The organism is Actinomadura sp. SCN-SB (assembly GCF_043906805.1).
In the GTDB taxonomy this organism is placed as follows: domain Bacteria; phylum Actinomycetota; class Actinomycetes; order Streptosporangiales; family Streptosporangiaceae; genus Spirillospora.
In genome coordinates, this window is sequence record NZ_JBIMPP010000072.1 from 1 (window position 1) to 22,700 (window position 22,700).

At 70.1% G+C, this 22,700-nt stretch carries 21 protein-coding genes; 7 read left to right on the forward strand and 14 right to left on the reverse strand.

Annotation, left to right across the window (positions count from 1 at the left end; genetic code table 11):
* Nucleotides 1-125 precede the first annotated feature (125 nt).
* From ACGWYJ_RS32395 to ACGWYJ_RS32415, 5 genes are all read right to left on the reverse strand, one after another.
* The gene (locus ACGWYJ_RS32395) at nucleotides 126-1,004 is read right to left on the reverse strand and encodes a type II secretion system F family protein (protein ID WP_395110249.1); all 879 of its coding nucleotides are present in this window, start codon (nucleotides 1,002-1,004) and stop codon (nucleotides 126-128) included.
* On the reverse strand, nucleotides 1,001-1,888 hold the full coding sequence (locus ACGWYJ_RS32400) for a type II secretion system F family protein (RefSeq protein ID WP_395110250.1): 888 nt from the start codon (nucleotides 1,886-1,888) through the stop codon (nucleotides 1,001-1,003). The genes ACGWYJ_RS32395 and ACGWYJ_RS32400 overlap by 4 nt, the downstream gene beginning before the upstream one ends.
* A gap of 105 nt (nucleotides 1,889-1,993) precedes the next feature.
* Nucleotides 1,994-3,178: a TadA family conjugal transfer-associated ATPase gene (locus tag ACGWYJ_RS32405; protein ID WP_395110251.1), complete on the reverse strand. Its 1,185-nt coding sequence runs from the start codon at nucleotides 3,176-3,178 to the stop codon at nucleotides 1,994-1,996.
* A gap of 610 nt (nucleotides 3,179-3,788) precedes the next feature.
* On the reverse strand, nucleotides 3,789-4,871 hold the full coding sequence (ssd, locus tag ACGWYJ_RS32410; RefSeq protein WP_395110252.1) for a septum site-determining protein Ssd: 1,083 nt from the start codon (nucleotides 4,869-4,871) through the stop codon (nucleotides 3,789-3,791).
* Nucleotides 4,872-6,030: 1,159 nt separating this feature from the next.
* Nucleotides 6,031-6,828 (reverse strand): oxidoreductase, encoded by a 798-nt coding sequence (locus tag ACGWYJ_RS32415; protein ID WP_395110253.1) that lies wholly within the window; start codon nucleotides 6,826-6,828, stop codon nucleotides 6,031-6,033.
* Nucleotides 6,829-7,137: 309 nt separating this feature from the next.
* Here ACGWYJ_RS32415 and acs point away from each other — a divergent pair, with 309 nt between their 5' ends.
* From acs to ACGWYJ_RS32435, 4 genes are all read left to right on the forward strand, one after another.
* Nucleotides 7,138-9,105: an acetate--CoA ligase gene (acs, locus tag ACGWYJ_RS32420; protein WP_395110254.1), complete on the forward strand. Its 1,968-nt coding sequence runs from the start codon at nucleotides 7,138-7,140 to the stop codon at nucleotides 9,103-9,105.
* Nucleotides 9,106-9,547: 442 nt separating this feature from the next.
* Entirely contained in the window at nucleotides 9,548-9,979 is a 432-nt protein-coding gene (locus tag ACGWYJ_RS32425; RefSeq protein WP_395110255.1) for a phage holin family protein, read from the forward strand.
* Between the two features lie 7 nt (nucleotides 9,980-9,986).
* Nucleotides 9,987-10,910 (forward strand): alpha/beta fold hydrolase, encoded by a 924-nt coding sequence (locus ACGWYJ_RS32430; protein ID WP_395110256.1) that lies wholly within the window; start codon nucleotides 9,987-9,989, stop codon nucleotides 10,908-10,910.
* A gap of 142 nt (nucleotides 10,911-11,052) precedes the next feature.
* Complete coding sequence (locus ACGWYJ_RS32435; protein ID WP_395110257.1) at nucleotides 11,053-11,436, forward strand: DUF309 domain-containing protein; 384 nt, start codon at nucleotides 11,053-11,055, stop codon at nucleotides 11,434-11,436.
* Nucleotides 11,437-11,442: 6 nt separating this feature from the next.
* Here the strand turns inward: ACGWYJ_RS32435 and ACGWYJ_RS32440 are convergent, their stop codons facing one another.
* The 3 genes from ACGWYJ_RS32440 to nth all read right to left on the reverse strand — a co-directional run bounded on the left by ACGWYJ_RS32440 (nucleotide 11,443) and on the right by nth (nucleotide 14,389).
* A complete protein-coding gene (locus tag ACGWYJ_RS32440; RefSeq protein WP_395110258.1) occupies nucleotides 11,443-12,639 on the reverse strand; it encodes a MarP family serine protease in 1,197 nt (398 codons plus the stop codon).
* 264 nt (nucleotides 12,640-12,903) lie between these two features.
* Entirely contained in the window at nucleotides 12,904-13,500 is a 597-nt protein-coding gene (locus ACGWYJ_RS32445; RefSeq protein ID WP_395110286.1) for an NUDIX hydrolase, read from the reverse strand.
* A 136-nt stretch (nucleotides 13,501-13,636) separates the two neighbouring features.
* The gene (nth, locus tag ACGWYJ_RS32450) at nucleotides 13,637-14,389 is read right to left on the reverse strand and encodes an endonuclease III (protein WP_395110259.1); all 753 of its coding nucleotides are present in this window, start codon (nucleotides 14,387-14,389) and stop codon (nucleotides 13,637-13,639) included.
* 114 nt (nucleotides 14,390-14,503) lie between these two features.
* Here nth and ACGWYJ_RS32455 point away from each other — a divergent pair, with 114 nt between their 5' ends.
* Nucleotides 14,504-15,190, forward strand: coding sequence for a Crp/Fnr family transcriptional regulator (locus ACGWYJ_RS32455; RefSeq protein ID WP_395110260.1), 687 nt, complete (start codon nucleotides 14,504-14,506; stop codon nucleotides 15,188-15,190).
* Nucleotides 15,191-15,223: 33 nt separating this feature from the next.
* Here the strand turns inward: ACGWYJ_RS32455 and ACGWYJ_RS32460 are convergent, their stop codons facing one another.
* The 5 genes from ACGWYJ_RS32460 to ACGWYJ_RS32480 form a co-directional block, all read right to left on the reverse strand.
* Nucleotides 15,224-16,183: an MBL fold metallo-hydrolase gene (locus ACGWYJ_RS32460; RefSeq protein ID WP_395110261.1), complete on the reverse strand. Its 960-nt coding sequence runs from the start codon at nucleotides 16,181-16,183 to the stop codon at nucleotides 15,224-15,226.
* Between the two features lie 25 nt (nucleotides 16,184-16,208).
* Complete coding sequence (locus ACGWYJ_RS32465) at nucleotides 16,209-17,057, reverse strand: NUDIX hydrolase (RefSeq protein WP_395110287.1); 849 nt, start codon at nucleotides 17,055-17,057, stop codon at nucleotides 16,209-16,211.
* A gap of 102 nt (nucleotides 17,058-17,159) precedes the next feature.
* Entirely contained in the window at nucleotides 17,160-17,621 is a 462-nt protein-coding gene (locus ACGWYJ_RS32470; protein ID WP_395110262.1) for a RidA family protein, read from the reverse strand.
* A gap of 1 nt (nucleotide 17,622) precedes the next feature.
* The gene (locus ACGWYJ_RS32475; protein WP_019633547.1) at nucleotides 17,623-17,781 is read right to left on the reverse strand and encodes a DUF4177 domain-containing protein; all 159 of its coding nucleotides are present in this window, start codon (nucleotides 17,779-17,781) and stop codon (nucleotides 17,623-17,625) included.
* A gap of 75 nt (nucleotides 17,782-17,856) precedes the next feature.
* Entirely contained in the window at nucleotides 17,857-19,329 is a 1,473-nt protein-coding gene (locus tag ACGWYJ_RS32480; protein ID WP_395110263.1) for a tetratricopeptide repeat protein, read from the reverse strand.
* 427 nt (nucleotides 19,330-19,756) lie between these two features.
* Between ACGWYJ_RS32480 and ACGWYJ_RS32485 the strand changes: the two genes are divergently transcribed.
* On the forward strand, nucleotides 19,757-20,752 hold the full coding sequence (locus tag ACGWYJ_RS32485) for an ArsA-related P-loop ATPase (RefSeq protein WP_395110264.1): 996 nt from the start codon (nucleotides 19,757-19,759) through the stop codon (nucleotides 20,750-20,752).
* 90 nt (nucleotides 20,753-20,842) lie between these two features.
* Entirely contained in the window at nucleotides 20,843-21,979 is a 1,137-nt protein-coding gene (locus ACGWYJ_RS32490) for an ArsA family ATPase (RefSeq protein WP_395110265.1), read from the forward strand.
* 373 nt (nucleotides 21,980-22,352) lie between these two features.
* Here ACGWYJ_RS32490 and ACGWYJ_RS32495 read toward each other — a convergent pair whose 3' ends face one another.
* Nucleotides 22,353-22,664, reverse strand: a complete 312-nt coding sequence (locus ACGWYJ_RS32495; RefSeq protein ID WP_285700339.1) for a WhiB family transcriptional regulator — start codon at nucleotides 22,662-22,664, stop codon at nucleotides 22,353-22,355.
* Between the last annotated feature and the right edge of the window lie 36 nt (nucleotides 22,665-22,700).

The following is a 22,700-nucleotide window of genomic DNA, read 5'->3' on the forward strand; positions in this document are numbered from 1 at the left end:
CATGTGGCTTTAGTGGCCGGTGAGGCGGGGAGTGTGGGCAGCGTTGCAGGTGGTGGCGGGCGTTGAGGTTAGCGTCTGGGTCTTGTGGGATGGCGGGGGTGTGGTGTTGGTCAGGGGATGCGTGCTTACCAGGGGATGAGTAGGGACCTGGCGATTCCGGCTATGGCGGGCACGATGCCCAGCAGGACGAAGGCCGGCAGGAAGCAGGCGCCGAGGGGCAGCAGGGCCTTGATGCCTGCGGTTCTGGCTCGGGCGGCGGCGGCCGATCGGGCGGTACGGCGCTGGTCTCGCGCGAGCCTGGACAAGGGGACGGCCGGTGGGGCTCCGCTTTGGACGGCGCGGACAGCGGTACGGGCGAGTGGTGCGAGCGTGGGTTCCTCGGCGAGCGCCAGCCAGGCCATCACGGGATCGGCACCAAGGCGGATCTGAATCGCAACTTCCTGTAGTTCCTCGCCGAGTGGTCCGCCGACCGCTTCGGCGACGGCCTGCACGGCTTCGCTCCAGGGCGTACCACCTCGCAAGCAGGCGGCGAGCAGATCCACCGCGATGGGGAGATCCGCGATTCTCCGGGCGTCGCGACGCTTTCGCTCGGCCTGGCCCAGGCGGGTGAAGGAGCGCGATACCGCTGCGGCGACCATTACGCCGGCGACCGCCCCGAGCACGCCTCCCAGGAGGAGCGCGCAAACCAGGCCCACCAGGACGGCGGTGGTTCGCCGGAGGAGCTTGTCGTTGTGGTGAAGCGCGTTCGGGTGCTTGGACGAGTACTTCGTGTGGATGGGTGAGCGTTCGTCGCCCTGTGCCGGTACGTGATCTTGGTTGTGGCTTCTTGATTCTGTTGGGGCTGCGGTGCTTGGCGGCTTTTGTCGCCTGGGTGCGGCGAGATGGCGCTTCAGACGTCTTACTGCGGGACGTTCGTCATGGACGATGAGGAAGCCGGACACCGCCGCGCAGAGGACGGCTATCAGGGGCAGCATCGATGCCTCCCGCAGGGTGTATGGGTTCATGAGATTTCCTCGGCACTTCTGGCCAGGCGGTGGGTCCACCAGAGACCGGTCAGGTTGAGCCCTACGCCGAGGACGAGGCACCCGGCCCCAGGCAGAGTGCCCAACAGGAACGCCATGGGGTCGGCGTCGAGCACGGCGGCCATGGCCAGCCCGAGGAGCGGCAGTACCGACAGCAGTCGCGCGGTCGCGCGCGGACCGGCGAGTTGAGTGGCGATCTCCTGCCGGTTCGCCTCTTCGTCGCGGAGCGCCGTGGCCAGGTCGTCCAGAACGGCGGCCAGCGTGCCGCCCTGCTCGGCGGCGATCCGCCAACATGCGGCAAGAAGGCGAAGCCCTTCAGCACCCGGTTGCTGGGCCAGTTTCTCAAGGCGGTCCATGGGGCGTGGCTGTGGCTCTGGCGAGTCGATGGGTGCTCTCACATCCGCGTCGGGGAGTGCTGCTAGCGGTGTTGTTCGTTGTCGTGCCTCCAGGTGTGGTGGGTTGTGCTGTGTGCTTGGAGAGGTGAGCGCTTTGGACTTGCCGCTTTGGGTTGGGGGCGATGCTGGTGTGGGTGTGGGCGCGTTCAGCAGTTGGGCGGCGATCGGGGGATCGAGATGCGCGGCTGTCAGGGTGAACGCCTCGTCCGGTGTTCTGCCTGCAGCAAGCTCGGAGGACATTCCGTCGCACAGTTCGATGACCGCGTGGCGCCAGCGGCGGGGCATCCGACGCCGCTCACGGAAAGCCTCCAGAGCGGTTAGCACGAGCTTGAGCAACCACTCTTGAAGGGGCTGATCGTGCTCGGGGCTGGGTGCCAGTAGTCGGCGTAGCCGACGCTGCGCGTAGGCGGGTTTGAACAACAACCACGCGAGGACGGCTGCACATGAGCTTGCGATGCCTATGGAGTACATCCCTCCTCCTGCGGTTCTCCTTCGCCTCTTCCTGCGGGTGCGTCCATGGCCGGCCGATATGGGTGGATGTTGGTTGTGGCTGAGGGGCGCGGCTTCGTTCGGGGGTTAGCTGTTGGTGAGTGTGTGCTCGGGTGGTGGGGTCCAGCGGTGGCCCAGGCAAGCGGCTAAGGCGTTGGCGCCGGGCGCTGGGATGAGTTCGCCGGTCTTGGAGAACGAGACAGCGGGGATCACGCCGACCAGGCCATCGGTGTCACGACGCAGAAGGCAGATCTCCGCGATGCGTCTCTTGCCGCTCTCGGGCTCGCGGACCAGATGTACGACGACATCGAGAGCGGCGGCGATTTGGCTGTGGACGGCCTCGCGGGTGAGGCCGGCGGCGCATGCCAGGGCTTCGAGCCGGGCCGGCACGTCGCCAGGGGCGTTGGCGTGAAGGGTCCCGCAGCCGCCCTCATGGCCGGTGTTGAGGGCGTTCAGCAGGACGACGACCTCGGCGCCTCGGACCTCCCCGACGACGAGCCGGTCGGGACGCATACGCAGGGCTTGCCGGACGAGATCGTGCAGGGTGACCCCGCCCGCGCCCTCCACATTGGGTGGGCGCGCTTCGAGGCGTACCACGTGCGGATGGTCGGGGCTCAACTCGGCCGAGTCCTCGACAAGGACGATGCGTTCACGAGGGTCGGCGAGTGTCAGCAGGCAGCTCAGCAGGGTGGTCTTGCCCGTTCCGGTTCCGCCGGTGATGAGGAAGGCGACGCGTGCCGCGACCATGGCCGCCAGAAGGTCTGTGCCGGAGGGTGGTATCGCCTCGGCCACGACGAGTTCTTCGAGTGTGAACGCGCGGCGCCTGGGCAGCCGGAGTGACAGGCAGGTGCCGTTCGGGGCGATCGGCGGGAGCACCGCGTGCAGCCGGATGCCGCCCGGAAGGCGGGCATCTGCGTAGGGGGCCGCGTCGTCGAGTCGGCGGCCTGCGGCGGCGGTGAGGCGCTGCGCCAGGCGCCGCAGTGTCGCCTCGTCCGGGAAGCGTGTGCCCGTACGGACCAAACCCGCGCCCACGTCGATCCATACCTCGTCCGGACCATTGACCAGGACGTCGGTGACTTCCGGTGAGCGCAGCAGCGGCTCCAGAGGACCTGCTCCAACGAACTCCGCTCGAAGTTCGTCGGCCAGGGCCAGCACCTCGCGGTCACCCAGGAGACGCCGCTCGGCCCGTACGGCGGCGGCGACGCGTCCCGTCGTCGGTTGCCCGCCGGCGCTCGCCAAGCGCCCTCTCACTGCGTCCGATAGGCGATTCATCGTCGTGACCTGGGCGGGGTGGGTTTCCGGTGCTGCGGCATCTTCTGCTCCTTGGGGGGTGAGGTTTCGCTCCCTTGGCTTTCTGCGCACTTGGCTGTGGGGGTGGTTCTCGGGGGGTCTTGGGCTGGGCTGACCCTGGTGATTCGGCCCTTTCGTCCGGCTGAGCGACATCGCGGCTGGAGTGCGCCTTGGCTGTGGGTGAACGTCGGGCCAGCGCGTTCGGTGTCCTGGTACGGCTTTGCCGTTCGGGGCCCTTGCCCCCGTCGGCGGTCCGCGCTCGTGTGGGTTTGTGGTTGCCGTGATCCCGAAGTGGGTTTCGCCGGTTCGGGCGCGCTGGCTCGGGTGAGTCCTTCCGCTATCCCGTGGCTGAGGTGCAAGGTGCCGTCGTTCGGCTTGGCAGCGGACGTAGCGCGGCGGGACCAGGTCCTGCGAGACGGTCAGCCGTCTTTCGGGCGCGGGTAGGCATTGGTCTCCTGTAGGGCGGTGTCGGGGCGGGTTCGCGTTCGGGCTCGACTTGTACGTGGCCCGTGTGTTCGGTGGCCATTTGGCTGGGGCGGGCATGGGGTGCCTTCTTGATGCTTGGGGTTGGTGGCAGTTCGGTTCGGGGTGGTCATGCGGCTTCGGCTTCTTGTGCGTGCGGCTGGAGGTTGAAGGTGGGAAGGAGGCGTTCGCACAGGTCGGCCAGGGGGCCGCGGCGGAGGGCGCGGGCTATGCCGCCTTCTTCCAGAGAGGCGGCGATCTTGCGTTCACGTTCCACGACTCCGGCCAGGGGGAGGTCCAGCGCCTGTGCCATGACTTCCGGGGTGATGCCGCCGCCCGGGCTGTGGCCGGAGACCACCAGGCGCAGGTCGGTGACGTCGTTGCGCAGAGCCGCCACGAGTTCGTCGGCGGCCATGACGGCGCGGACCTCGGCCGGGACGAGCAGGAGGATCGCATCGGCCACGTGCAGGGCGGAGCGGCCGATCTCGCCCTGGTGGCGCGGCACGTCCACGAGCACCAGGTCGAAGGCGCGGGCGGCGGCGTCGAGGAGGGACTGGGCGGCCTCTCTGGTGACGGCGGTGGGGGTCCCGCGGACCCACGAGAGGACCGACAGGTCGCCCAGCCGGGGCAGGGCCTCGTAGAGGTTCGCCGCGCTGAGGCGGCCGCGACGGTCGGCGAAGTGGGGCCAGCGTGCTCCCGGCTGGTCTTCCAGCCCCAGGACGAGGTCGAGCCCGCCGCCGATGGGATCTCCGTCGATGAGGAGCGTGCGGAGGCCGCTCCGGGCGGCGGTGAGACCGAGCGCGGCGGACAGGACGCTGGCTCCGGCGCCGCCCCTGGCTCCCATGACGCAGACCGTGCCGCCCCACCCGTCGGCCGGCTCGGCGGCGGACGCCAGCGCGTCGATGAGCCAGGTCTCGTCGTCCGGGAGCCGTGCGACATCTTGGGCGCCGACCTCGATCGCCCTGCGGTAGAGGTCTTCGGTGTCGTCCGTTCTGGCGACCATGACGACACCGGGACGGCGGGGAGGGGCCTGGGTCGTCACCGCTTCGGCGAGGTCGTCGCCGACGAGGATGAGGGACGGCCAGTGCCAGCCCTGCCGTGCCTTGTCGGCGTCCCGGACGAGTTCGGTCTCGACGTCCGCCGCGGCGGCCAGCCGCAGCAGGTCATCGGTGATCGAAGGATCATTACTCGCGATCATCGCCGCGATGGTCATGGCGCCTCCTTGCCGTTCTGAGGCCACCACCTTGCGGCGCTCCGCGGTGGTGAGGTAACCCCTTCCACAAACTGTGGATAACTCGGCCGATGACCTTCTCACCTGCGGCGAAGCAGAACTATGGGGTGTTTTGATGGAATGCGGGGGGTCTTCGCGTCATTGGTGGCCGGTCGGTCCGGTTGTTGACGCGGATGTGCCGGTTTGGTGCTGGATGTCCACGCCGACGGCGGGAGGTGGTGTGCGAATGCGGCCGGTGGAACCGGAATGATCACACCCATATGGGAAGTATGTTGCGGTTCGGGCGTTGAGGGACCGGTGGTGCGCGAAAACAGTGTGCGGACGGCCGGGGCGGCCAGGGCCGCCCCGGCCGTTCTCAAGACAGGGCGACCCCCGCCGGGGGGGAGAGCGGGGGTCGCCGTACGGTCCGGCTCCGGGGGGGTAGAGCCGGGCCCGTTTCCCAAGAAAGTCTCGGGTCGATCAGACTAAGCCGGAGGCCGGTTTGGTCTATGAGACGGGCAAAGTCTCTGCCTCCAGTCTAGGCAGTTACAACATATGCTGCCCGATCGCCTCAACTCCCGTCGAGCGGCAATGTCGCCCGACGAGTCACCTTTTCTCCTCTATGTTGGCACGGTCCCACTCTGGCGGAGCGGGGGCGCACCTTGGACCTCCGGTGGTCCCTGGGCGGGATCCGGTAGGAAAGCCCTGGTTGAGCTTGGGAGCGTACAGGAGATCTAAAGATCCTTCCGGCACGGGACACGATCGCCGACATAAAGAATCGATCACACTGCGTGATCGATTCGACGTTGTGCCGGAGAAGCACCGATACATCCCAATGAAGCGTCGCCCGGAGCGGGTCTACCTCAGGCCGGGGCGCCGCAGGTCCACGGCGGATGCGGCCTAGGACGACTTGGCCCCGCCCTTCATGCCGAATGGGGGCTTGTCAACAGGGCAAATGAGGCGTAGACAGGGAACCACGGACCAGGTGTCCGAGCACGGCAGCCGGTGTACCCACGCGCGACCAGCCGCGGGAGGCGCGTCGTGACGGGCTTGTCCCGCTCCGACGGATATGAGGTGCACGCTTGGTAACCCGGTGTGACGTGACTGGCGACGGCGTCCCCATTGTGTGGGGCGCCGTTCGCTATGGGCGTGCACTCATCCCTTAGCCGCGCTGGAACGCCTCGCAGATGGCTTGTGAGTCTCTGGCGGCGTCGGCGATCGCGTTGGCGCAGTGGCGGATCCAGGTGGATACGCCTGCGGGAGTGCCGGAGATGTAGCTACGCAGTGCGTCGGCGTAGGCATCAGCGTGTGCGGCATGGCCGACTTCGGGGGCGACCAGGGACTTGGGGTCGAGTCCTCGTGCGACCAGCGTGAGTCGTTCGGCGGCGCGGGCGACGATGCCGTCCCCCCAGCCGAAGGGACGGAGTGACAGCAGTTCCCCGTGCACAATGGCCGCCACCACCAGCGCGGGCGCCTGGGTGGGGGCCGTGAGGAGATTGCTGAGCAGTTCCAGGCGCCGGGCGGCCTCCGCAGGGGAAGGCGGTTCTCCCAGGTCCAGAGCATCGTGGACCGGTTGGTCGGACGTACGCGGGCGTCCCAGCTCGGCACCGTCCACCGCGTCGGCCGCAGCCAGGACGTGTAGGCGGGCAAGCACCTGGCGGGGTGCCTTGCGCCAGGTTTCGGTCAAGGTGCCCAGCTCCGCGGACACCCTCAGCGCTCCGTGAACGACCGGGTCGGCGGGGCTCTCCATGCCGCGTAGCTCTTCCAGGGTGACCGGGGATCCTTCCAAGGCCGCGGATGCGCGCGCTCCGCGGAGCGCGGCCTCGGTGGAGACCTCGGCGCTGCGCCGACGCAGGATGCGGTGTCCCAGGAGCCGGTCCACGGCGGTACGCGCGTCGTCCACCGCGTCAGGTACTCCAGGCAGATTCGCCACCTGGGCGAGGGCATCGGATTCGGTCACGGGACGACCCTATGGGGGTTGCCACGGAGGGGACGGTTCGCCCCCGGCGTGAGCCGAAGGAGTACGGGCCGGCATGGACGTGTTTGCGCGGGGATGGCTTCCCCTATACCGGTTCCAGGGACGGAGAGATGGGAACGGTCCGTGTGTGAGGCATCACTAGCATCGCTTCCAGAGCCAGAGGCGCTGGGCACACCCCGGGACGCGTCCGAGAGAGCGACGGACGCGTACAGCAGAAGACTTGTGGGGCGGCACCTTCCCTGGTGAAGTGGGCACACCGGGCGCCTTCCTCTCGTACGCAAGGAGTACGCGTTGAGTCAGAGTCAAGAGACACTTTCCAACCTGCTGCAGGAGACGCGGCGCTTCCCTCCTCCTCCCGAGCTGGCCGAATCCGCGAACGTCAAGGCCGAGGCGTACAAGGAGGCGTCCGCCGACCGGCTGGGCTTCTGGGCACGGCAGGCGGAGCGGCTGACGTGGTCCAAGCGCTGGGACGAGGTCCTGGACTGGAGCAACCCCCCGTTCGCCAAGTGGTTCGTCGGCGGTGAGCTGAACGTCGCCTACAACTGCGTGGACCGCCATGTGGAGGCGGGCAAGGGCGACAAGGTGGCCTTCTACTGGGAAGGTGAGCCCGGTGACAGCCGTACCATCACCTACGCCGACCTCCAGCGGGAGGTGAACAAGGCGGCCAACGCGCTGCTGGAGCTGGGCGTGCGGAAGGGCGACCGGGTCGCCATCTACCTGCCGATGATCCCCGAGCTGCCGATCTCGATGCTGGCGTGCGCGCGCATCGGCGCCACCCACTCGGTGGTGTTCGGCGGCTTCTCCGCCGACGCCCTGCGGACCCGGATCGAGGACGCGCAGGCCAAGGTGGTCGTGACGGCGGACGGCGGGTTCCGGCGCGGCAAGCCGTCCGCGCTCAAGGCGATCGTGGACGAGGCCGTGGAGGGCGCGCCGACGATCGAGCGCGTGCTGGTCGTGCGGCGCACCAAGGAGGACGTGGCCATCCATGACCGGGACGTGTGGTGGCACGACCTCGTGGAGCGGCAGAGCGACCAGCACACCGCGGAGCCGCAAGACTCCGAGCACCCGCTGTACATCCTCTACACCTCCGGCACCACGGGTAAGCCCAAGGGGATCCTGCACACCACGGGCGGCTACCTCACCCAGGTGGCGTACACCCACTACGCGGTGTTCGACCTCAAGCCGGACGAGGACGTGTACTGGTGCTCGGCCGACATCGGCTGGGTGACCGGGCACTCCTACATCGTGTACGGGCCGCTCGCCAATGGCGCCACCAGCGTCATCTACGAGGGCACGCCCGACACCCCGCACAAGGGCCGTTGGTGGGAGGTCATCCAGAAGTACAAGGTGACCATCTTCTACACCGCGCCCACCGCGATCCGTACGTGCATGAAGTGGGGCGACGAGATCCCCGCGGAGTTCGACATGTCGTCGCTGCGCGTGCTGGGCACCGTGGGCGAGCCCATCAACCCCGAGGCGTACGTGTGGTACCGCAAGCACATCGGCGGCGACCGTACCCCCGTGGTGGACACCTGGTGGCAGACCGAGACCGGCGCCATCATGATCAGCCCGCTGCCGGGTGTGACGTCCGGCAAGCCGGGCGCGGCGATGACGCCGCTGCCCGGCATCGAGGCGGACGTGGTGGACGACCAGGGGCGGTCGGTGCCCAACGGCGGCGGCGGGTTCCTGGTGCTGAGGGAACCGTGGCCGTCGATGCTGCGCACCATCTGGGGCGACGACGAGCGGTACGTGAAGACCTACTGGTCGCGGTTCGAGGGGCTGTACTTCGCGGGCGACGGCGCCAAGAAGGACGAGGACGGCGACTTCTGGCTGCTCGGCCGGGTGGACGACGTCATGCTCGTCTCGGGTCACAACATCTCGACCACCGAGGTGGAGTCGGCGCTGGTGTCGCATCCGAAGGTGGCCGAGTCGGCGGTGGTCGGGGCGACCGACCCGGTGACCGGCCAGGCCATCGTGGCGTTCGTGATCCCGCGCGGCAGCGCGGGCGGCGAGGTCGAGGGCGAGGAGTTCCTCAAGGAGCTGCGCGACCATGTCGCCAAGACGCTCGGCCCGATCGCCAAGCCGCGGCAGATCATGATCGTTCCGGAGCTGCCCAAGACCCGGTCCGGCAAGATCATGCGCCGGCTGCTGCGGGACGTCGCCGAGAACCGCAGCATCGGGGACGTCACGACGCTCGCGGACAGCACGGTGATGGACCTCATCTCCGAGAAGCTGCCCAGCGCCAAGCCAGAGGACTGACGCGCTAGGCGTCCCTGGGGCGCCCCGGGCCCACCCCGTCCGACGCAGGCGGGGGCCAGGGCCCGGGGCGCCTCGTTATCAACAGCGTTATCAGCAGCGTCCCTCGCCCGATGCCCTCGGTGTGATCGGAGGGCGGATGGTCGATAGGTTCGTGACAGGCCGCAGGAGATCCGGAACGGGATCGCCTCGCCAGGCCGGGACGGGGTCTCTGTTTCGCTGCTCATCGGCGGTTTGGCCTATACCGACCCGGCACAATTGGAGAGAGTGACGACAGCGGTTCCGACCGAGAGCCCGCTCACCTCGGCGGCCGTGTCCGGTACGGGGGATGCGCGCGGGGTCACATCCGGATCGCTGATCGTATGACCGGGTGGCCCGACCGATCGCCCGGCTGACAGGCTGTGAGGCCCGTCCTGATGGCCGGGGCCTGGAAGGGAGTGAGGAAATGTCCGAGGCACTGCCGGGCGAGCGCATCGAGGACAAGTCACTCGGTGAGCTGGTCGCGCTGGCAACGAGCAACGTCTCCGACCTGGTCAGAGCCGAGATCGAGCTGGCGAAGCTGGAGCTCAAGAGCGATGCCAAGAAGGCCGCCTGGGGCGGGATCATGTTCAGCGTCGCCGGGCTGATCGCCGGGCTGATCGTGATCCTGCTGTCGATCGCCGCCGCGTACGGCCTGGTCGCCGCGGGCATCTGGCACTGGGCCGCGTTCCTCATCGTGGCGGGCGCCTACCTGCTGCTGGCGCTGCTGCTGCTCCTGATCGGCTGGCTGCGCATCAAGCGGATCGAGGGGGCCAAGCGCAGCCGCAGGTCCCTCAAGGACGACATGACCATGCTGCGCCGCCGCGGCGACTCGGACACCCCCGCGCTGAAGGGCTGACCGGCCCATGCCCGGGCACAACTCGTCCGTCGTCGAGGTCGACGGGCCATGGGTCCACCGGGCGGTCAGCGCCGGGGGCACGCGCTTTCACGTCGTGGAGGCCGGTGAGGGCCCCCTCATCCTGTTCCTGCACGGCTTCCCCGAGTTCTGGTGGTCGTGGCACAACCAGCTCGTGTCCATGCCCGCCGCCGGTTTCCGCGCCGCCGCCGTGGATTTGCGCGGGCACGGGGCGAGCGACAAGCCTCCCCGTGGGTACGACCTGGTGACCCTGGCGGGGGACGCGGCGGGCCTCGTCCGCGCGCTGGGGGAGGCGAACGCCATCGTCGTCGGCCACGACTGGGGCGGGCTGCTCGCCTGGACGATGGCCGTGTACCACCCCAAGGTCGTCCAGCGCTTGGGCGTCGTGTCCGCGCCCCACCCGTTGCGGCTGCGTCAGGCCCTACGCAGCGACCCGCGCGGGCAGGCATGGGCGGCACGCCACCTCTTCGGCTACCAACTGCCGGTGTGGCCCGAACGGCGTCTCGTAAGGGACGACGCGGCTCTCATAGGGAAGCTCCTGCACGCGTGGTCCGGCCCGGGGTGGCCCGATGAGCGCACGGAACGTCTTGTACGGCAGGCCATCCAGATCCCCGGCACCGCGCATTGTGCGTTGGAGTGCCACCGGTGGTTCGTCCGCTCGCAGCCGCGTCCGGACGGCATCCGCTACGCGCACCGCATGCGCACCCCCATCCAGGTGCCGACGCTCCAACTGCACGGTTCGCTGGACCCCTGCATCCTCCCGATCAGCGCTCAGGGCTCCGGACGGTACGTGTCGGCCCCGTACCGCTGGAAGCTCATCGAAGGGGCAGGGCACTTCCCGCATGAGGAACGGCCTCAAGCCTTCGACACGCAGCTCCTCAACTGGCTCAAGGACCCCGAACCCGAACGCTGAGCCCGTCCCCCGCGGACCAGAACGGGGACGCGCGACAATGGGGGGCATGCGAGATCGGGACGAGTCGGGCCGCCCCCGGAACGCTCGGCCGCGCGACGCGTACGGCCGTCCTCTGCCACGCGGAGCGACCGGTGTGCCCACGATGCCCGACGACCTCTCCGTGACGCCCGTCGAGGCGCTGAAGCACGCTCAGCGGCTTCTGGACGCGGACAGGCCGTTCCACGCACACGAAGTGCTCGAAGCCGCCTGGAAGGAAGCGCCCGAGGCCGAACGCGAGCTATGGCGCGGCCTCGCGCAGATCGCCGTGGGCGTCACACACGTTCGTCGCGGCAACGCACGTGGCGCGCGAGCCCTCCTGGAACGCGCGGCGGACCGGATCGAGCCCTACGCCCACGACACTCCCTACAGCATCGACGTCACCGGCGTTGCCGCCGAGGCCCGTCGCATTGCGGGCCATGCCGCCGATGGGATCGACCCCGACATGCCGGTGCGGATCCAGCTCACCCGCCGCTCGTCCACCCCCTGACCCAGGTCAGTCGGAGCAGCTCTGGGTGGAGACAGGCGTGGTGGTCTGGGCTCCGGCGCGGGCGTCCGCCGCGACCTCCTTGGCGGTGAGGGCGTAGCCGGTGGACGGCGCGTCCAAGGCCGCGGCGAAGATGACGCCGTAGACCGTGCCGTCGCGAGCGAGCAGGGGGCCGCCGGAATTCCCCGGCTCGACCGTGCCGCGGATGGCGTAGATCTCACGGCTGACCTGGCCGGAGTGGTAGATGTCCGGGCCCCTGGCGGTCTGGCGTGCGCGGATCCGCGCGGCGCTGGCGGTGAACGGGTGGTTCTTCGGGAAACCGGCGATGACGGCGTCGTCCCGGACCCGCGCGGGTCCCGCGAACTTCAGCGGCGGCGCCTCCAGCCCGGGAACGTGCAGGATCGCGATGTCGCGCCTGGGGTCGTACAGCACGACCCGGCCGCGGTCGCGGGCGCCGCTCAGCGAGGCGATCGTGGAGTGGCCGCGCGCCCCCGCCACCACGTGCGCGTTGGTCATCACGCGTTCCGGGGCGTACACGAAGCCGGTGCCCTCGATCTTGCGCTGGCACTGCGGCGCGGTGCTGACCACCTTGACGATGCTGCGCTTGGCGGCGCGCAGCGCCTCGGTGTCGAGGATCGCGTCGTTGGGCGGCGGCACCTCCACCACCGACTCGCCGCCCAGCCCGTTGAAGACCTGCGGGAACTCGCTGCTCTTCACGAATCCCTGGAACGAGGCGAACCAGCTCTGGGCCTGCGACGGCATCATGTCGTCGATGCCGTTGATGATCGTGGACGCCTTGACCTGGGTGCGCACCGGGCGGAACTCGGAGTTGGCGACCAGCGTCCCGAAGAACCAGGCGACGATCAGCAGCGACAGCGAGCTCACCACGGCGCCGCCGGCCGCGTCCACAGCGCGCGCGTTGATCCCGGTGACCCGGTTGCGCAGGACGGCGCCGAGCGAGGACGCGAGCAGTTGTCCGAAGGTGGCCGACAGGAACGCGACGACGATGGCCAGCAGCGCCTGCTGCGCGGCCCCGTCCACGGTGGCCTCGGCGATCGGCGGGGCGATGAGCACGCCCACGACGCCACCGCCGACGAATCCGCCGAAGCTCAGCAGGCTCACGATGAAGCCCTGGCGGTAGCCCGATACCGCGAAGAGCACGACGAGCACGAGCAGTATCAGGTCCAGAAGGTGGTCGCCCAGCACCGCATCACCGTATAGCGCCAGGGGGCCGTTGCACGTCCCCTCGATGTACCAGATTATGCGCACTCGTGTAGCCGCAGAGGGCGATGCAATGCGGTCACCGTCCGCGCATGGGAAGAGAGCAGCCGGTCATCGCACCACCCGCACCTGCTCATGGACACGCGGGGGACGTCATGGGACCGCCATCAGAGGTTCTGAATTTTCCTTCGCGACACGCCGACGACGCATGCGGAGCGAGGCGCGCGACGGTAGAGGGAAGCGGTGGGTTCAGCCGCGCGAGGACAGGTCGATGACCTCCTGGGGAAGGTCCTCGACGCGGCCGGAGTCCCAGGGACGGCTCCACCCGCCCGCGTCCAGGACATGGGTGAGCAGGGCCGCGGTGAAGCCCCACACGAGCATGCCCCGTACGCGGAAGGCGGGCCCGACACGGATCCCCGATGGGTGCCGGACGGTCAGCCGGTTCGCCGGATCCACCAGTTCGGCGATCGGCACCCGTGCCACGGTGGCGACCTCCCCCGGGTGCCCTGGGGCGATCTCGGACGGCTCGCGCCACCAGGCGGCGACGGGCGTCACACGGTGGTCGCTATGCGGCAGGTACAGCTCGGGGAGCGTGGTCAGGACGTCCACGCCCGAAGGCTCGACCCCGGCCTCCTCCCACGCCTCCCGGAGGGCCGCGCCCACCGGGCCATCGTCCTCGGGGTCGATGCGCCCGCCGGGGAACGCGGGCTGCCCGGCGTGCTTGTTGAGCGTCGCGGCCCGTTCCGTGAGGAGGATGTCCGGCCCTTCCGGGCCCTCGCCGAACAGGATCAGCACCGCCGCTGGACGGGATCCGGGACGCGGCCTGGGACGGTCGGGGATCCTCATGCGCGGAGCGGCCGCGAGGAAGCGGTCGAGCCACGCGGGAGAGGTCTTGGAGTGGTCGGTCACGCCGCGTCCCCGCCCACTGGACGGGAGCGACGGGGATGACGGGAGCACCACGTCCCCGCTCGCTGGCCGGAAGTCATGAGAACGGCCCATCCTTGACCAGCTTGCGCGCGGTGGCCTCGTCCGTCGGGCCTTCCCCGTAGGACGGGCACAGCCGGGCCAGGGGGCAGGCGCCGCAGGCGGGACGGCGGGCATGGCAGATGCGGCGGCCGTGCCAGATCAGCCGGTGCGAGAGCATCGTCCAGTCCTTGCGGGGGAACAGCTCGCCGACGATCCGCTCGACCTTCACCGGGTCGGTCTCGGTGGTCCAGCCGAAACGGCGGGCCAGCCGGCCGAAATGGGTGTCGACGGTGATGCCCGGAACGCCGAAGGCGTTGCCCAGGACCACGTTGGCGGTCTTACGCCCGACTCCGGGCAGACTTACCAGATCATCGAGGTTGCCCGGGACCTGGCCGTCGAAACGTTCGCACAGCTCATGCCCTAGTTTCATAATATTATTGGACTTGGCCCGGAAGAAGCCGGTCGACTGGACCAGACCCTCCAGCTCCGCACGATCCGCGGCGGCATAGTCCTCGGCCGTCCGATACCGGGCGAAGAGCGCCGGTGTGACCATGTTCACCCGGCGGTCCGTAGACTGGGCGGACAGGATCGTGGCGACCAGCAGCTCGAGCGGGGTGGTGAAGTCCAGCTCGCAGTGGGCGTCGGGGTAGAGCGCGGCCAGCTCGCGGTTGATCCGCCGGGCACGGCGGACCAGCGCGAGGCGCGTCTCCTCCCGAGGCCGGGGTCTGCGGGTCGCCGTCACGGAGGCGGGGCTACCGTTGCGAGGCACGTGGGCAAGGGTACGTCCTCGGCCCGCCATCTCAGGCGAGCCGCGGACCCTACCTTCACGTACGCGGTGGGACGTACGTCACACTATGTATGCAGGTGTTCGAGGAGGAGAAGCGTGACCGACCGCGACGTGGACGTTCTGAGCAGGGCCCCGCTGTTCGAGGCACTCGACGAGCAGGGCGCCAAGGCGCTGCGCGCCAACGTGACCGAGGTGCGGCTGGCACGCGGCCAGACGCTGTTCAACGAGGGCGAGACGGGCGACCGCCTCTACGTCGTGCTGGACGGGAAGATCAAGCTGACCAGGGCGGCCCCGGACGGCCGCGAGAACCTGCTCAGCGTGCTCGGCCCCAGCGAGATGTTCGGCGAGCTGTCGCTGTTCGACCCGCGCCCGCGCACGGCCAGCGCGATCGCGGTCACCGAGTGCAGGCTGGCCGGGCTCGGGCACGACGATCTGCGTCCCTGGCTCACCGGGCACCCGGAGGTGGCCGTCCAGCTCCTGCGCGCCCTGGCGCAGCGGCTGCGGCGCACCAACGACGTGATGGCCGACCTGGTCTTCACCGACGTGCCGGGACGGGTCGCCAAGCAGCTCCTGGACCTCGCCGAGCGTTTCGGGCAGCCCTCCGAGACGGGGCTGCACGTCCACCACGACCTCACCCAGGAGGAGCTGGCGCAGCTCGTCGGCGCGTCCCGGGAGACGGTGAACAAGGCCCTGGCCGACTTCGCCCAGCGCAACTGGCTGCGGATCGAGGCCCGCGCCGTCGTCATCCTCGACATCGAACGGCTCCGCAAGCGGTCGAAGTAGCCAAGCGGTCGAAGTAGCCGCCCCACGGGCCGGTCACGCCCCGCCGCGTTCCTTCAGGTAGTCGAGCTGGGCCTGGACCGACCACTCGGCCGCCGGCCACAGCGACTTGTCCACGTCCGCGTAGACCCGCGCGACGACCTCCTTGGCCGTGCGCGCACCGGCGGCGACGGCCTCCTCGACCTGCGCCAGCCGCTCCCGGCGGTGGCCGATGTAGTGGTCGAGCGCCCCGATCGGGTCGTCGAGCTTGGGCCCGTGCCCCGGCAGGATCGTGGCGGCCTCCACGTCCTCGGAGAACGCGCGGAGCCGGTCGAGCGAGCTCAGGTAGTCGCCGAGCCTGCCCTCCACGACGGTCGTCCCGTACCCCAGGACCGTGTCCCCGGTCAGGACGGCGCGGTCGGCGGGCAGCCAGAAGGTCAGCGAATCGTGCGAATGGCCGGGCGTCTCCATGACGCGCAGCTCCAGTCCCCCCGTGGTGACCACGTCCCCCTCGGCGAGACCCTCGTCCCCCAGCCGGTGCCGCGGATCGAGCGCTCGGACGGGCACCGGCCGCCGCGCCGCCGAAGCCGCGGAGGCGGCGGCGAGTTCGGAGAACCGTTTGGCGCCCGCCGAATGGTCCGGATGGCCGTGGGTGAGGAGCACCAGACCCACCCGGCGGCCCTGCGCCGCGATCCCGTCCACGACCCGCTTGAGGTGGACGTCGTCCTTGGGCCCCGGGTCGACGACCACGACCTCCTCGGCACCGGGCTCCCCGATGACCCAGGTGTTGGTGCCGTCCAGGGTCATCGCGGACGGATTCGGCGCGAGCCAGCAGGTCGCCCGATCCGTGCCCATCCCGTCGATCTCGCTCATCCGCCCCATCCTGCCCGACCGCAGATCGGGATGCCGCGCCGGGTTCCAGCCCAGGCGCTCCAGGTACCGCAACGCGGGCGTCCCCGCCAGCCGCCACAGGAAGGCCCGCGACAGCGGCACGTTCCGGCTCCGGCGTCCGGGCATCACCGCCTCCCCCGCACAGCGCCCCTCATCGCTGCGGGTAGTGCTCGGCGACGCCCTCCGGCAGCCTCAGCCACGCCTCGCCGTCCACGATCTCGGCCACCGGCTCGTGCGTCACGATCTGTCGGGGCGCGGCCAGGACGTCGGCGACCGTCTCGTACGCCGACAGCTCCACCATGGTCGCCAGGGTGGGGGGCAGCAGGAACCACTCGCCCGCCCGCGCCCGTTCCACCGCCTCGGCGGGACGGACCCAGGCCACCCGGTCGGCCTCGGTGCTGACGTCCCGGGCCCGCTGGCCGTCCGGCATCCCCGCGACGAAGAACCGGGTGTCGTACCGCCTGGGCTCGATCACCGGGGTGATCCAGTGCGCCCAGGGACGCAGCAGGTCCGAGCGCAGCACCAGGTCACGCCGGTCCAGGAACTCGCCGAAGGACAGGGAGCGGTCGAGGAGGGCCTGCCGGTCGGCCTCCCAGCCCTCGCCCCGGGTGTCGTCCACGACCGTCGACTCGGTGGGACCGGCCAGCAGGACCAGGGTCTCCTCGAACGTCTCCCGGACCGCCGCGCACACCAGCTCGCGCGCCAGCGTCTCACCGGCCGCGAACGCCGCGCCCCACTCCGCCGGGGACGGTCCCGACCAGGCGAGATCCGCCTCCCCGTCCCGCGGGTCGACGGAACCGCCGGGGAACACGTAGGCGCCCGGCGCGAACGCCATGGAGGCGACCCGCCGCAGCATGAACGCCTCCAGACCGCGCTCGGCGTGGTCGCGCAGGACGACCACCGTCGCGGCGTCCCGAGCCGGCACCGGCTGTGTCCTGCCGGAATGGATGTCCTCGAACCGCGCCTTGAGCGCGCCCGAGAGTTTGAGCCCGTTCAGCATCGGCCGCCCCAACGTGTGATCCTCATGGCGGCCCATTCGCACATACCGAACGCCATTCCGTCAAGAGTGCGGGCGCGCGCCGGCCCGGGCTCACCCCCTCCGTCAGGCGATCTCGGCGATCAGCTCGACCTCGACCGGGACGTTGTTGGGCAGGACGGCGACGCCGACCGCGCTGCGGGCGTGGGCCCCCGCCGGGCCGAAGATCTCCTTCAGCAGGTCGCTGGCCCCGTTGATCACCTTGGGCTGGCCGAAGAAGTCCGGCGCGCTGGCCACGAAACCGACGACCTTGACGATCCTGGCGATCCTCGACAGCTCGCCGACCTCGGCCTTGAGCGCCGCGACGCAGTTGAGCGCGCAGATCCCGGCCTGCTCGGCCGCCACCTCCGGATCGACCTCGGCGCCGACCTTGCCCAGGACGCGCAGCTCGCCCTTCACGAACGGGACCTGTCCCGAGGTGTAGACCAGCGAACCCGTCCGGACCGTGGGAACGTACGAGCCCGCCGGAGCGGCCGGTTCGGGCAGCTCCAGGCCGAGCTCGCGGAGGCGCTCCTCCGGGGTCGCCACGTCACTGCTCCAGTTCGCGCTTGAAGTAGGCCACCAGGTTCTCCGGGTTCGGCCCGGGCAGGACGGTGACGAGCTCCCATCCGTCCTGGCCCCAGTTGTCAAGGATCTGCTTGGTCGCGTGGACCAGCAGCGGAACGGTCGCGTACTCCCACTTCTTCATGGCGCTCAGCCTAGCGATCCCCCTGCCCGCGGAACGTGCGCGTCATCGGCCCCGGCCGCGAACACCGGAACCGTGTCAGGGAGCGAGCACACGGCGGCGGAACTCGGCGGTCGCCGAGTTCACCACCCGGTTCAGATGCTCCAGTTCCTCGGGGGAGGGTTCCCGGTCGAGCTGGACCTCCACCTTGAACTCACCGTCGGAGATCGTCACGTCCAGGTCGCTGAGCAGACCCGCGGGCAGCCTGGCGAGGACGAACTCGCGGAACGCGGCGCCGAGGGTGTCCCCGATCGTGCCGCAGCCGCACGACTGCCCCTGGTGGATCGCCCCGAGGTGGCTGCGCCCCACGATCGCGTCGGGGTGCGCCGGGTCCATCACGGCCAGGCCCGCCTCGACGACCTGCCGTGCCTCGTCCAGGCGGTCGCGATGCTGCAAGAAGAGGCCCAGGGCGATGTGGGCGCGGCCGAGCAGCTCGTGGTCGGCGCCGCGTCGCGCGTACGCCACCGCCTCGCGCAGGCGCTGTTCGGCCTCGCCGAACCGCTCCGCCTCGGCCAGCGCCAGCCCCCAGTTGCGCAACACCTGGGAGGTCAGCTCCAGGCTGCCGAGCCGGTCCGCGCGCTCCCGCGCGTCCTGGTACGCCCGCAGCCCGCCGTCCTGATCGCCGGCCTCGGCCAGCGCCAGGGCCAGCCCCATCAGCGTGCCGACGCTCTCCTCCAACCTTCCCTGCCGGTCGTAGGCGGCGAGCACCCGGCGGATCGCGTCGACGCGCCCCGCCTGGTCGCCGGCGTCGCGTCCCAGGTTGGCCAGGACGGACAGGGCGTTGAGAGTGGCCTGGTGGTCCGGGCCGAGCCGTGCCTCCAGCGCCGTCACGAGATCCCTGAGGAGGGCCATGCCGAACCTTGGGTCCGTCTGGTCGACCCGGTTCAGGACGGTCCCGGCCATCCGCATGATGATCTCGTCGGGCAGCGGCTCCAGACCGGTGAACGGCGACTCATGGATGCCCTCGGCCTTGACGACCTCGGCACGGACCGCCAGCGCGCCGGCGACCTTCTCATGACCGTTGCGCCAGAAGTTGCCGACCGTCTCCTCGATGGCCTCGCGGGCCTCCTGCGTCCTGCCGCTGCGGAGCAGGACGTCCGCCAGCGCCTCCAGGGCGAAGGCATACCCCGGGTGCTCGCGTCCGTAGAAGCCCTGGCGTTCCTGGAGGTTGTGGCGCAGTTCGGTCTCGGCGTCGTCGAGCCGTCCGGCCAGCTGGAGCGCCATCCCGAGGTTCAACCGGTAGGTCAGGTGATCCTTGCGCGCCTCCGGGTCGGCGGGCGGTGGCCCCGAGCACGCCGCACGGTAGCACTCGACGGCCTGGTCCATCTGATCGGAGTTCAGCAGGACGTGCCCGTAGTCGCACTGCACGGCGGCCCATTCCGGGCTGCCCCTGCCATGCCGTGCCTCGACGGCACGGACCTCCCTCAGCATCACTTCCTGTGCGTCCACCGCTCGGCCCTCGCGCAGCAAGGCGAACGCCATTTCCACGGGGGAGGTAGAGGGAGATGTCATGGCCGGGCAGCATATACAAGGCACCTGCGCCTAAGTGTGCATAGCGGCTTACTCGGCCTGAACCAGGCCGCTACTTGCGGCGTTCCTCTTCCGTCCTGGGCTGGGCCTGGGGATCCGCGGAGCCCAGACCGGCGGCGATCCCCCGCGTCGGCTCGCCGCCCCCGACCTCCTTGTCGTCCTTGTCCGGGGTCTCCTCGGACGACGGCGCTTGGGACGGCTTCTTTGCCGGACCCGGTGACCGGCCCCATGTTTTCCAGCTAACCGCGCGGGCACGGCTCAAACAACGACATGGGACGCCCGGAACGACGGAAGGCCGGGTACCCGATCACCATGCGAGCGCCCGTCCGGCCGACCGTGTCAGGAATCACTTGCATGAGCCGGGGGCACCCCCTCAGGGAGGTACCAAGCGGGCGATATGGTCGATCGGGTGAGCGCGAGAGACACCGACTGGGACGGCGTACGCCTCCACGTGGTCACGGGAAAGGGCGGGACCGGCAAGACCACCGTCGCCGCGGCCCTCGCCCTCGCGCTGGCCGCGGGCGGCCGGAAGGTGCTCCTGGTCGAGGTGGAGGGACGGCAGGGCATCGCGCAGCTCTTCGACCGCCCGCCCCTCCCGTACGGAGAACGCAAGGTCGCGGTCGCGCCCGGCGGCGGGGACGTCTACGCGCTCGCGATCGACACCGAAGAGGCCCTGCTCGAGTACCTTGAGATGTTCTACAACCTCAAGCGGGCCGGCAAGGCGATGACCAGGCTGGGCGTGGTCGACTTCGTCACCACCATCGCGCCCGGCCTGCGGGACGTGATCCTCACCGGCAAGACCAGCGAGGCCGTGCGGCGGCGCGAGAAGGACGGCTCGTTCCTGTACGACGCGGTGGTCATGGACGCGCCGCCCACCGGCCGGATCACCAAGTTCCTCAACGTCAACGAGGAGGTCTCCGGGCTGGCCAAGGTCGGGCCCGTCCGCAACCACGCCGACACCGTGATGAAGGTGGTCCGCAGCCCCGAGACCGCCGTCCACTTCGTCACGCTGCTGGAGGAGATGCCCGTCCAGGAGACCATGGACGGCATCCGCGACCTCACCGAGGCGGGCCTTCCGGTCGGCGGCGTCATCGTCAACATGGAGCAGCCGCCGATGCTGGACGCGCCCTCCCTGGCCGCGGCCGCCGCCGGTGAACTCGACATGGAGGAGATCCTGCGCGGGGTGAAGGCCGCCGGGCTGGAACACGACGCCGAGTCGATCGCCGCCGCGCTGGCCGCGGAGGCCACCGACCACGCCCGCCGCACCGCCCTTCAGCGCAGGGAGAAGGAACGGCTGGAGTCGATCGACCGCCCCCGCTACACCCTGCCCCTCCTCTCCGACGGCATGGACCTGGCCGGTCTGTACGACCTCGCCGAGGCCCTCCGGGCCCAGGGCGCGGCATGAACCCGCCGGGCCGGGCCGACGACGAGGCCCGATGCGGCCTGAACGAGAACAGGACAGGACTCGACGAGGACAGGAAAGACGCCGCCTGAGATGAGCCCGACCGTGAAGTCCCCGCCCGTGCTGGACATGGACGCGCTGATCGACGACCCGCGCACGAAGATCATCGTGTGCTGCGGGTCGGGTGGCGTGGGCAAGACCACCACCGCGGCGGCGCTGGGCGTCCGCGCCGCCGAGCGCGGCCGGGACGTCGTGGTGCTCACCGTCGACCCGGCGCGGCGGCTCGCCCAGTCGATGGGCCTGACCGAGCTGGACAACAACCCGCGCCGGATCGACGTCGAGGGCGACGGCGAGCTGCACGCGATGATGCTCGACATGAAGCGCACCTTCGACGAGATCGTCGAGGCGCACGCCGATCCCGACAGGGCCAAGCAGATCCTGGCCAACCCCTTCTACCAGTCGCTGTCGTCCAGCCTGTCCGGGACGCAGGAGTACATGGCGATGGAGAAGCTCGGCCAGCTGCACCGCTCCGGCGCCTGGGACCTGATCATCGTGGACACGCCGCCGTCCCGGAACGCCCTGGACTTCCTGGACGCCCCCGAACGCATGGGCCGGTTCCTGGACGGCAGGTTCATGAGGCTGCTCGCCGCGCCCGCCAAGACCGGCGGCCGCTTCGGCGTCAAGGTGATCAGCGCGGGCTTCGGCGTGTTCACCGGGGTCATCAACAAGGTCATCGGCGTCCAGCTGCTGCGGGACGTGCAGACGTTCGTCGCCGCCTTCGACACGATGTTCGGCGGCTTCCGCGAGCGCGCGGAGAAGACCTTCAAGCTGCTCCAGACCCCCGGCACCGCGTTCCTGGTGGTCGCGGCCCCGGAGCCGGACGCGCTGCGCGAGGCGTCCTACTTCGTCGAGCGGCTGGCGGAGGAGCGCATGCCCCTGGCGGGCCTGGTCGTGAACCGCGTCCACAGGTCGACCGCGCACGGCCTGTCGGCCGCGCGCAGCCTGGCCGCCGCCGAGACGCTGGAGGAACGGGGGGAGCACACCCTGACCGCCGCCCTGCTCCGCCTGCACAGCGAGCGCATGCAACTCGCCGCCCGCGAGGAACGCCTTCGCGAGCACTTCGCCTCGGCGCACCCCACGGTCCCGATGACGATCGTCCCGGCCCAGGCCGAGGACATCCACGACCTGGACGGCCTCCGCCGCGTGGGCACCGACCTGTCCGCCGCCTGACCGAACCCTAGTTCGGAACGGACGATCAAGGCGGTCTCCGGACGAGGCGCCCAAACCGGACAAAGTGGATCAGAACGCCTGCCTCCGGCTAAACCCATGACCCCATGGCCGGATGTGGCCAACCCACATTAAGGACAGTGAAGCGCCTGGATTCGGGCGGCCCGATATCGGGCCAGATGGCGTGGTGCGGGTGGAGCCGGCGAGGGCGTGATGAGGCTTCGCGCGACCGCGACGCCGGCCGAGGCGCGGGCGCAAGGACGGGCGAGACCGCGGGTGGGAGGACAGCCGAAGGCCCGCACCCGTCGTCATAAGGGGTGCGGGCCCCGCGGCCGTCATCGATGCAAGACCCTGAACCGCGCCGGGTCGCCGCCGATCAGCTGGCGACGAGCTCGCTCTCGTCCGGGTCGACCGACCGCTCGTACTCGTCCTTGGCGGTTTCCAGCAGGTCGCGCCACGAGCGCACGTCCGGGCGCCGCCGGAGCAGGGCACGCCGTTCCCGCTCCGTCATGCCTCCCCAGACGCCGAACTCGATCCGGTTGTCGAGGGCATCGGCGAGACACTCGGTACGTACCGGGCAGCCACGGCAGATGAGCTTGGCTCGATTCTGCGCCGCCCCCTGCACGAACAGGGCATCTGGATCCGCGTTACGGCAGGCGGCGCGGGCGGTCCAATCCGTGATCCACATCTTGGCCCCACTCCCCTAGGGTCTGTGTCGATTTGC

Excerpts from the sequence above, each read along its gene's own strand:
- ACGWYJ_RS32405 (WP_395110251.1), bottom strand. The coding sequence starts at position 3,178 with ATGAATCGCCTATCGGACGCAGTGAGAGGGCGCTTGGCGAGCGCCGGC.
- ACGWYJ_RS32495 (WP_285700339.1), bottom strand. The coding sequence starts at position 22,664 with ATGTGGATCACGGATTGGACCGCCCGCGCCGCCTGCCGTAACGCGGAT.
- ACGWYJ_RS32475 (WP_019633547.1), bottom strand. The coding sequence starts at position 17,781 with ATGAAGAAGTGGGAGTACGCGACCGTTCCGCTGCTGGTCCACGCGACC.
- ACGWYJ_RS32480 (WP_395110263.1), bottom strand. The coding sequence starts at position 19,329 with ATGACATCTCCCTCTACCTCCCCCGTGGAAATGGCGTTCGCCTTGCTG.
- ACGWYJ_RS32430 (WP_395110256.1), top strand. The coding sequence starts at position 9,987 with ATGCCCGGGCACAACTCGTCCGTCGTCGAGGTCGACGGGCCATGGGTC.
- ACGWYJ_RS32465 (WP_395110287.1), bottom strand. The coding sequence starts at position 17,057 with ATGCTGAACGGGCTCAAACTCTCGGGCGCGCTCAAGGCGCGGTTCGAG.
- ACGWYJ_RS32425 (WP_395110255.1), top strand. The coding sequence starts at position 9,548 with ATGTCCGAGGCACTGCCGGGCGAGCGCATCGAGGACAAGTCACTCGGT.
- ssd (WP_395110252.1), bottom strand. The coding sequence starts at position 4,871 with ATGACCATCGCGGCGATGATCGCGAGTAATGATCCTTCGATCACCGAT.
- ACGWYJ_RS32395 (WP_395110249.1), bottom strand. The coding sequence starts at position 1,004 with ATGAACCCATACACCCTGCGGGAGGCATCGATGCTGCCCCTGATAGCC.
- ACGWYJ_RS32460 (WP_395110261.1), bottom strand. The coding sequence starts at position 16,183 with ATGCCCGGACGCCGGAGCCGGAACGTGCCGCTGTCGCGGGCCTTCCTG.
- ACGWYJ_RS32435 (WP_395110257.1), top strand. The coding sequence starts at position 11,053 with ATGCCCGACGACCTCTCCGTGACGCCCGTCGAGGCGCTGAAGCACGCT.
- ACGWYJ_RS32400 (WP_395110250.1), bottom strand. The coding sequence starts at position 1,888 with ATGTACTCCATAGGCATCGCAAGCTCATGTGCAGCCGTCCTCGCGTGG.
- ACGWYJ_RS32445 (WP_395110286.1), bottom strand. The coding sequence starts at position 13,500 with ATGAGGATCCCCGACCGTCCCAGGCCGCGTCCCGGATCCCGTCCAGCG.
- ACGWYJ_RS32490 (WP_395110265.1), top strand. The coding sequence starts at position 20,843 with ATGAGCCCGACCGTGAAGTCCCCGCCCGTGCTGGACATGGACGCGCTG.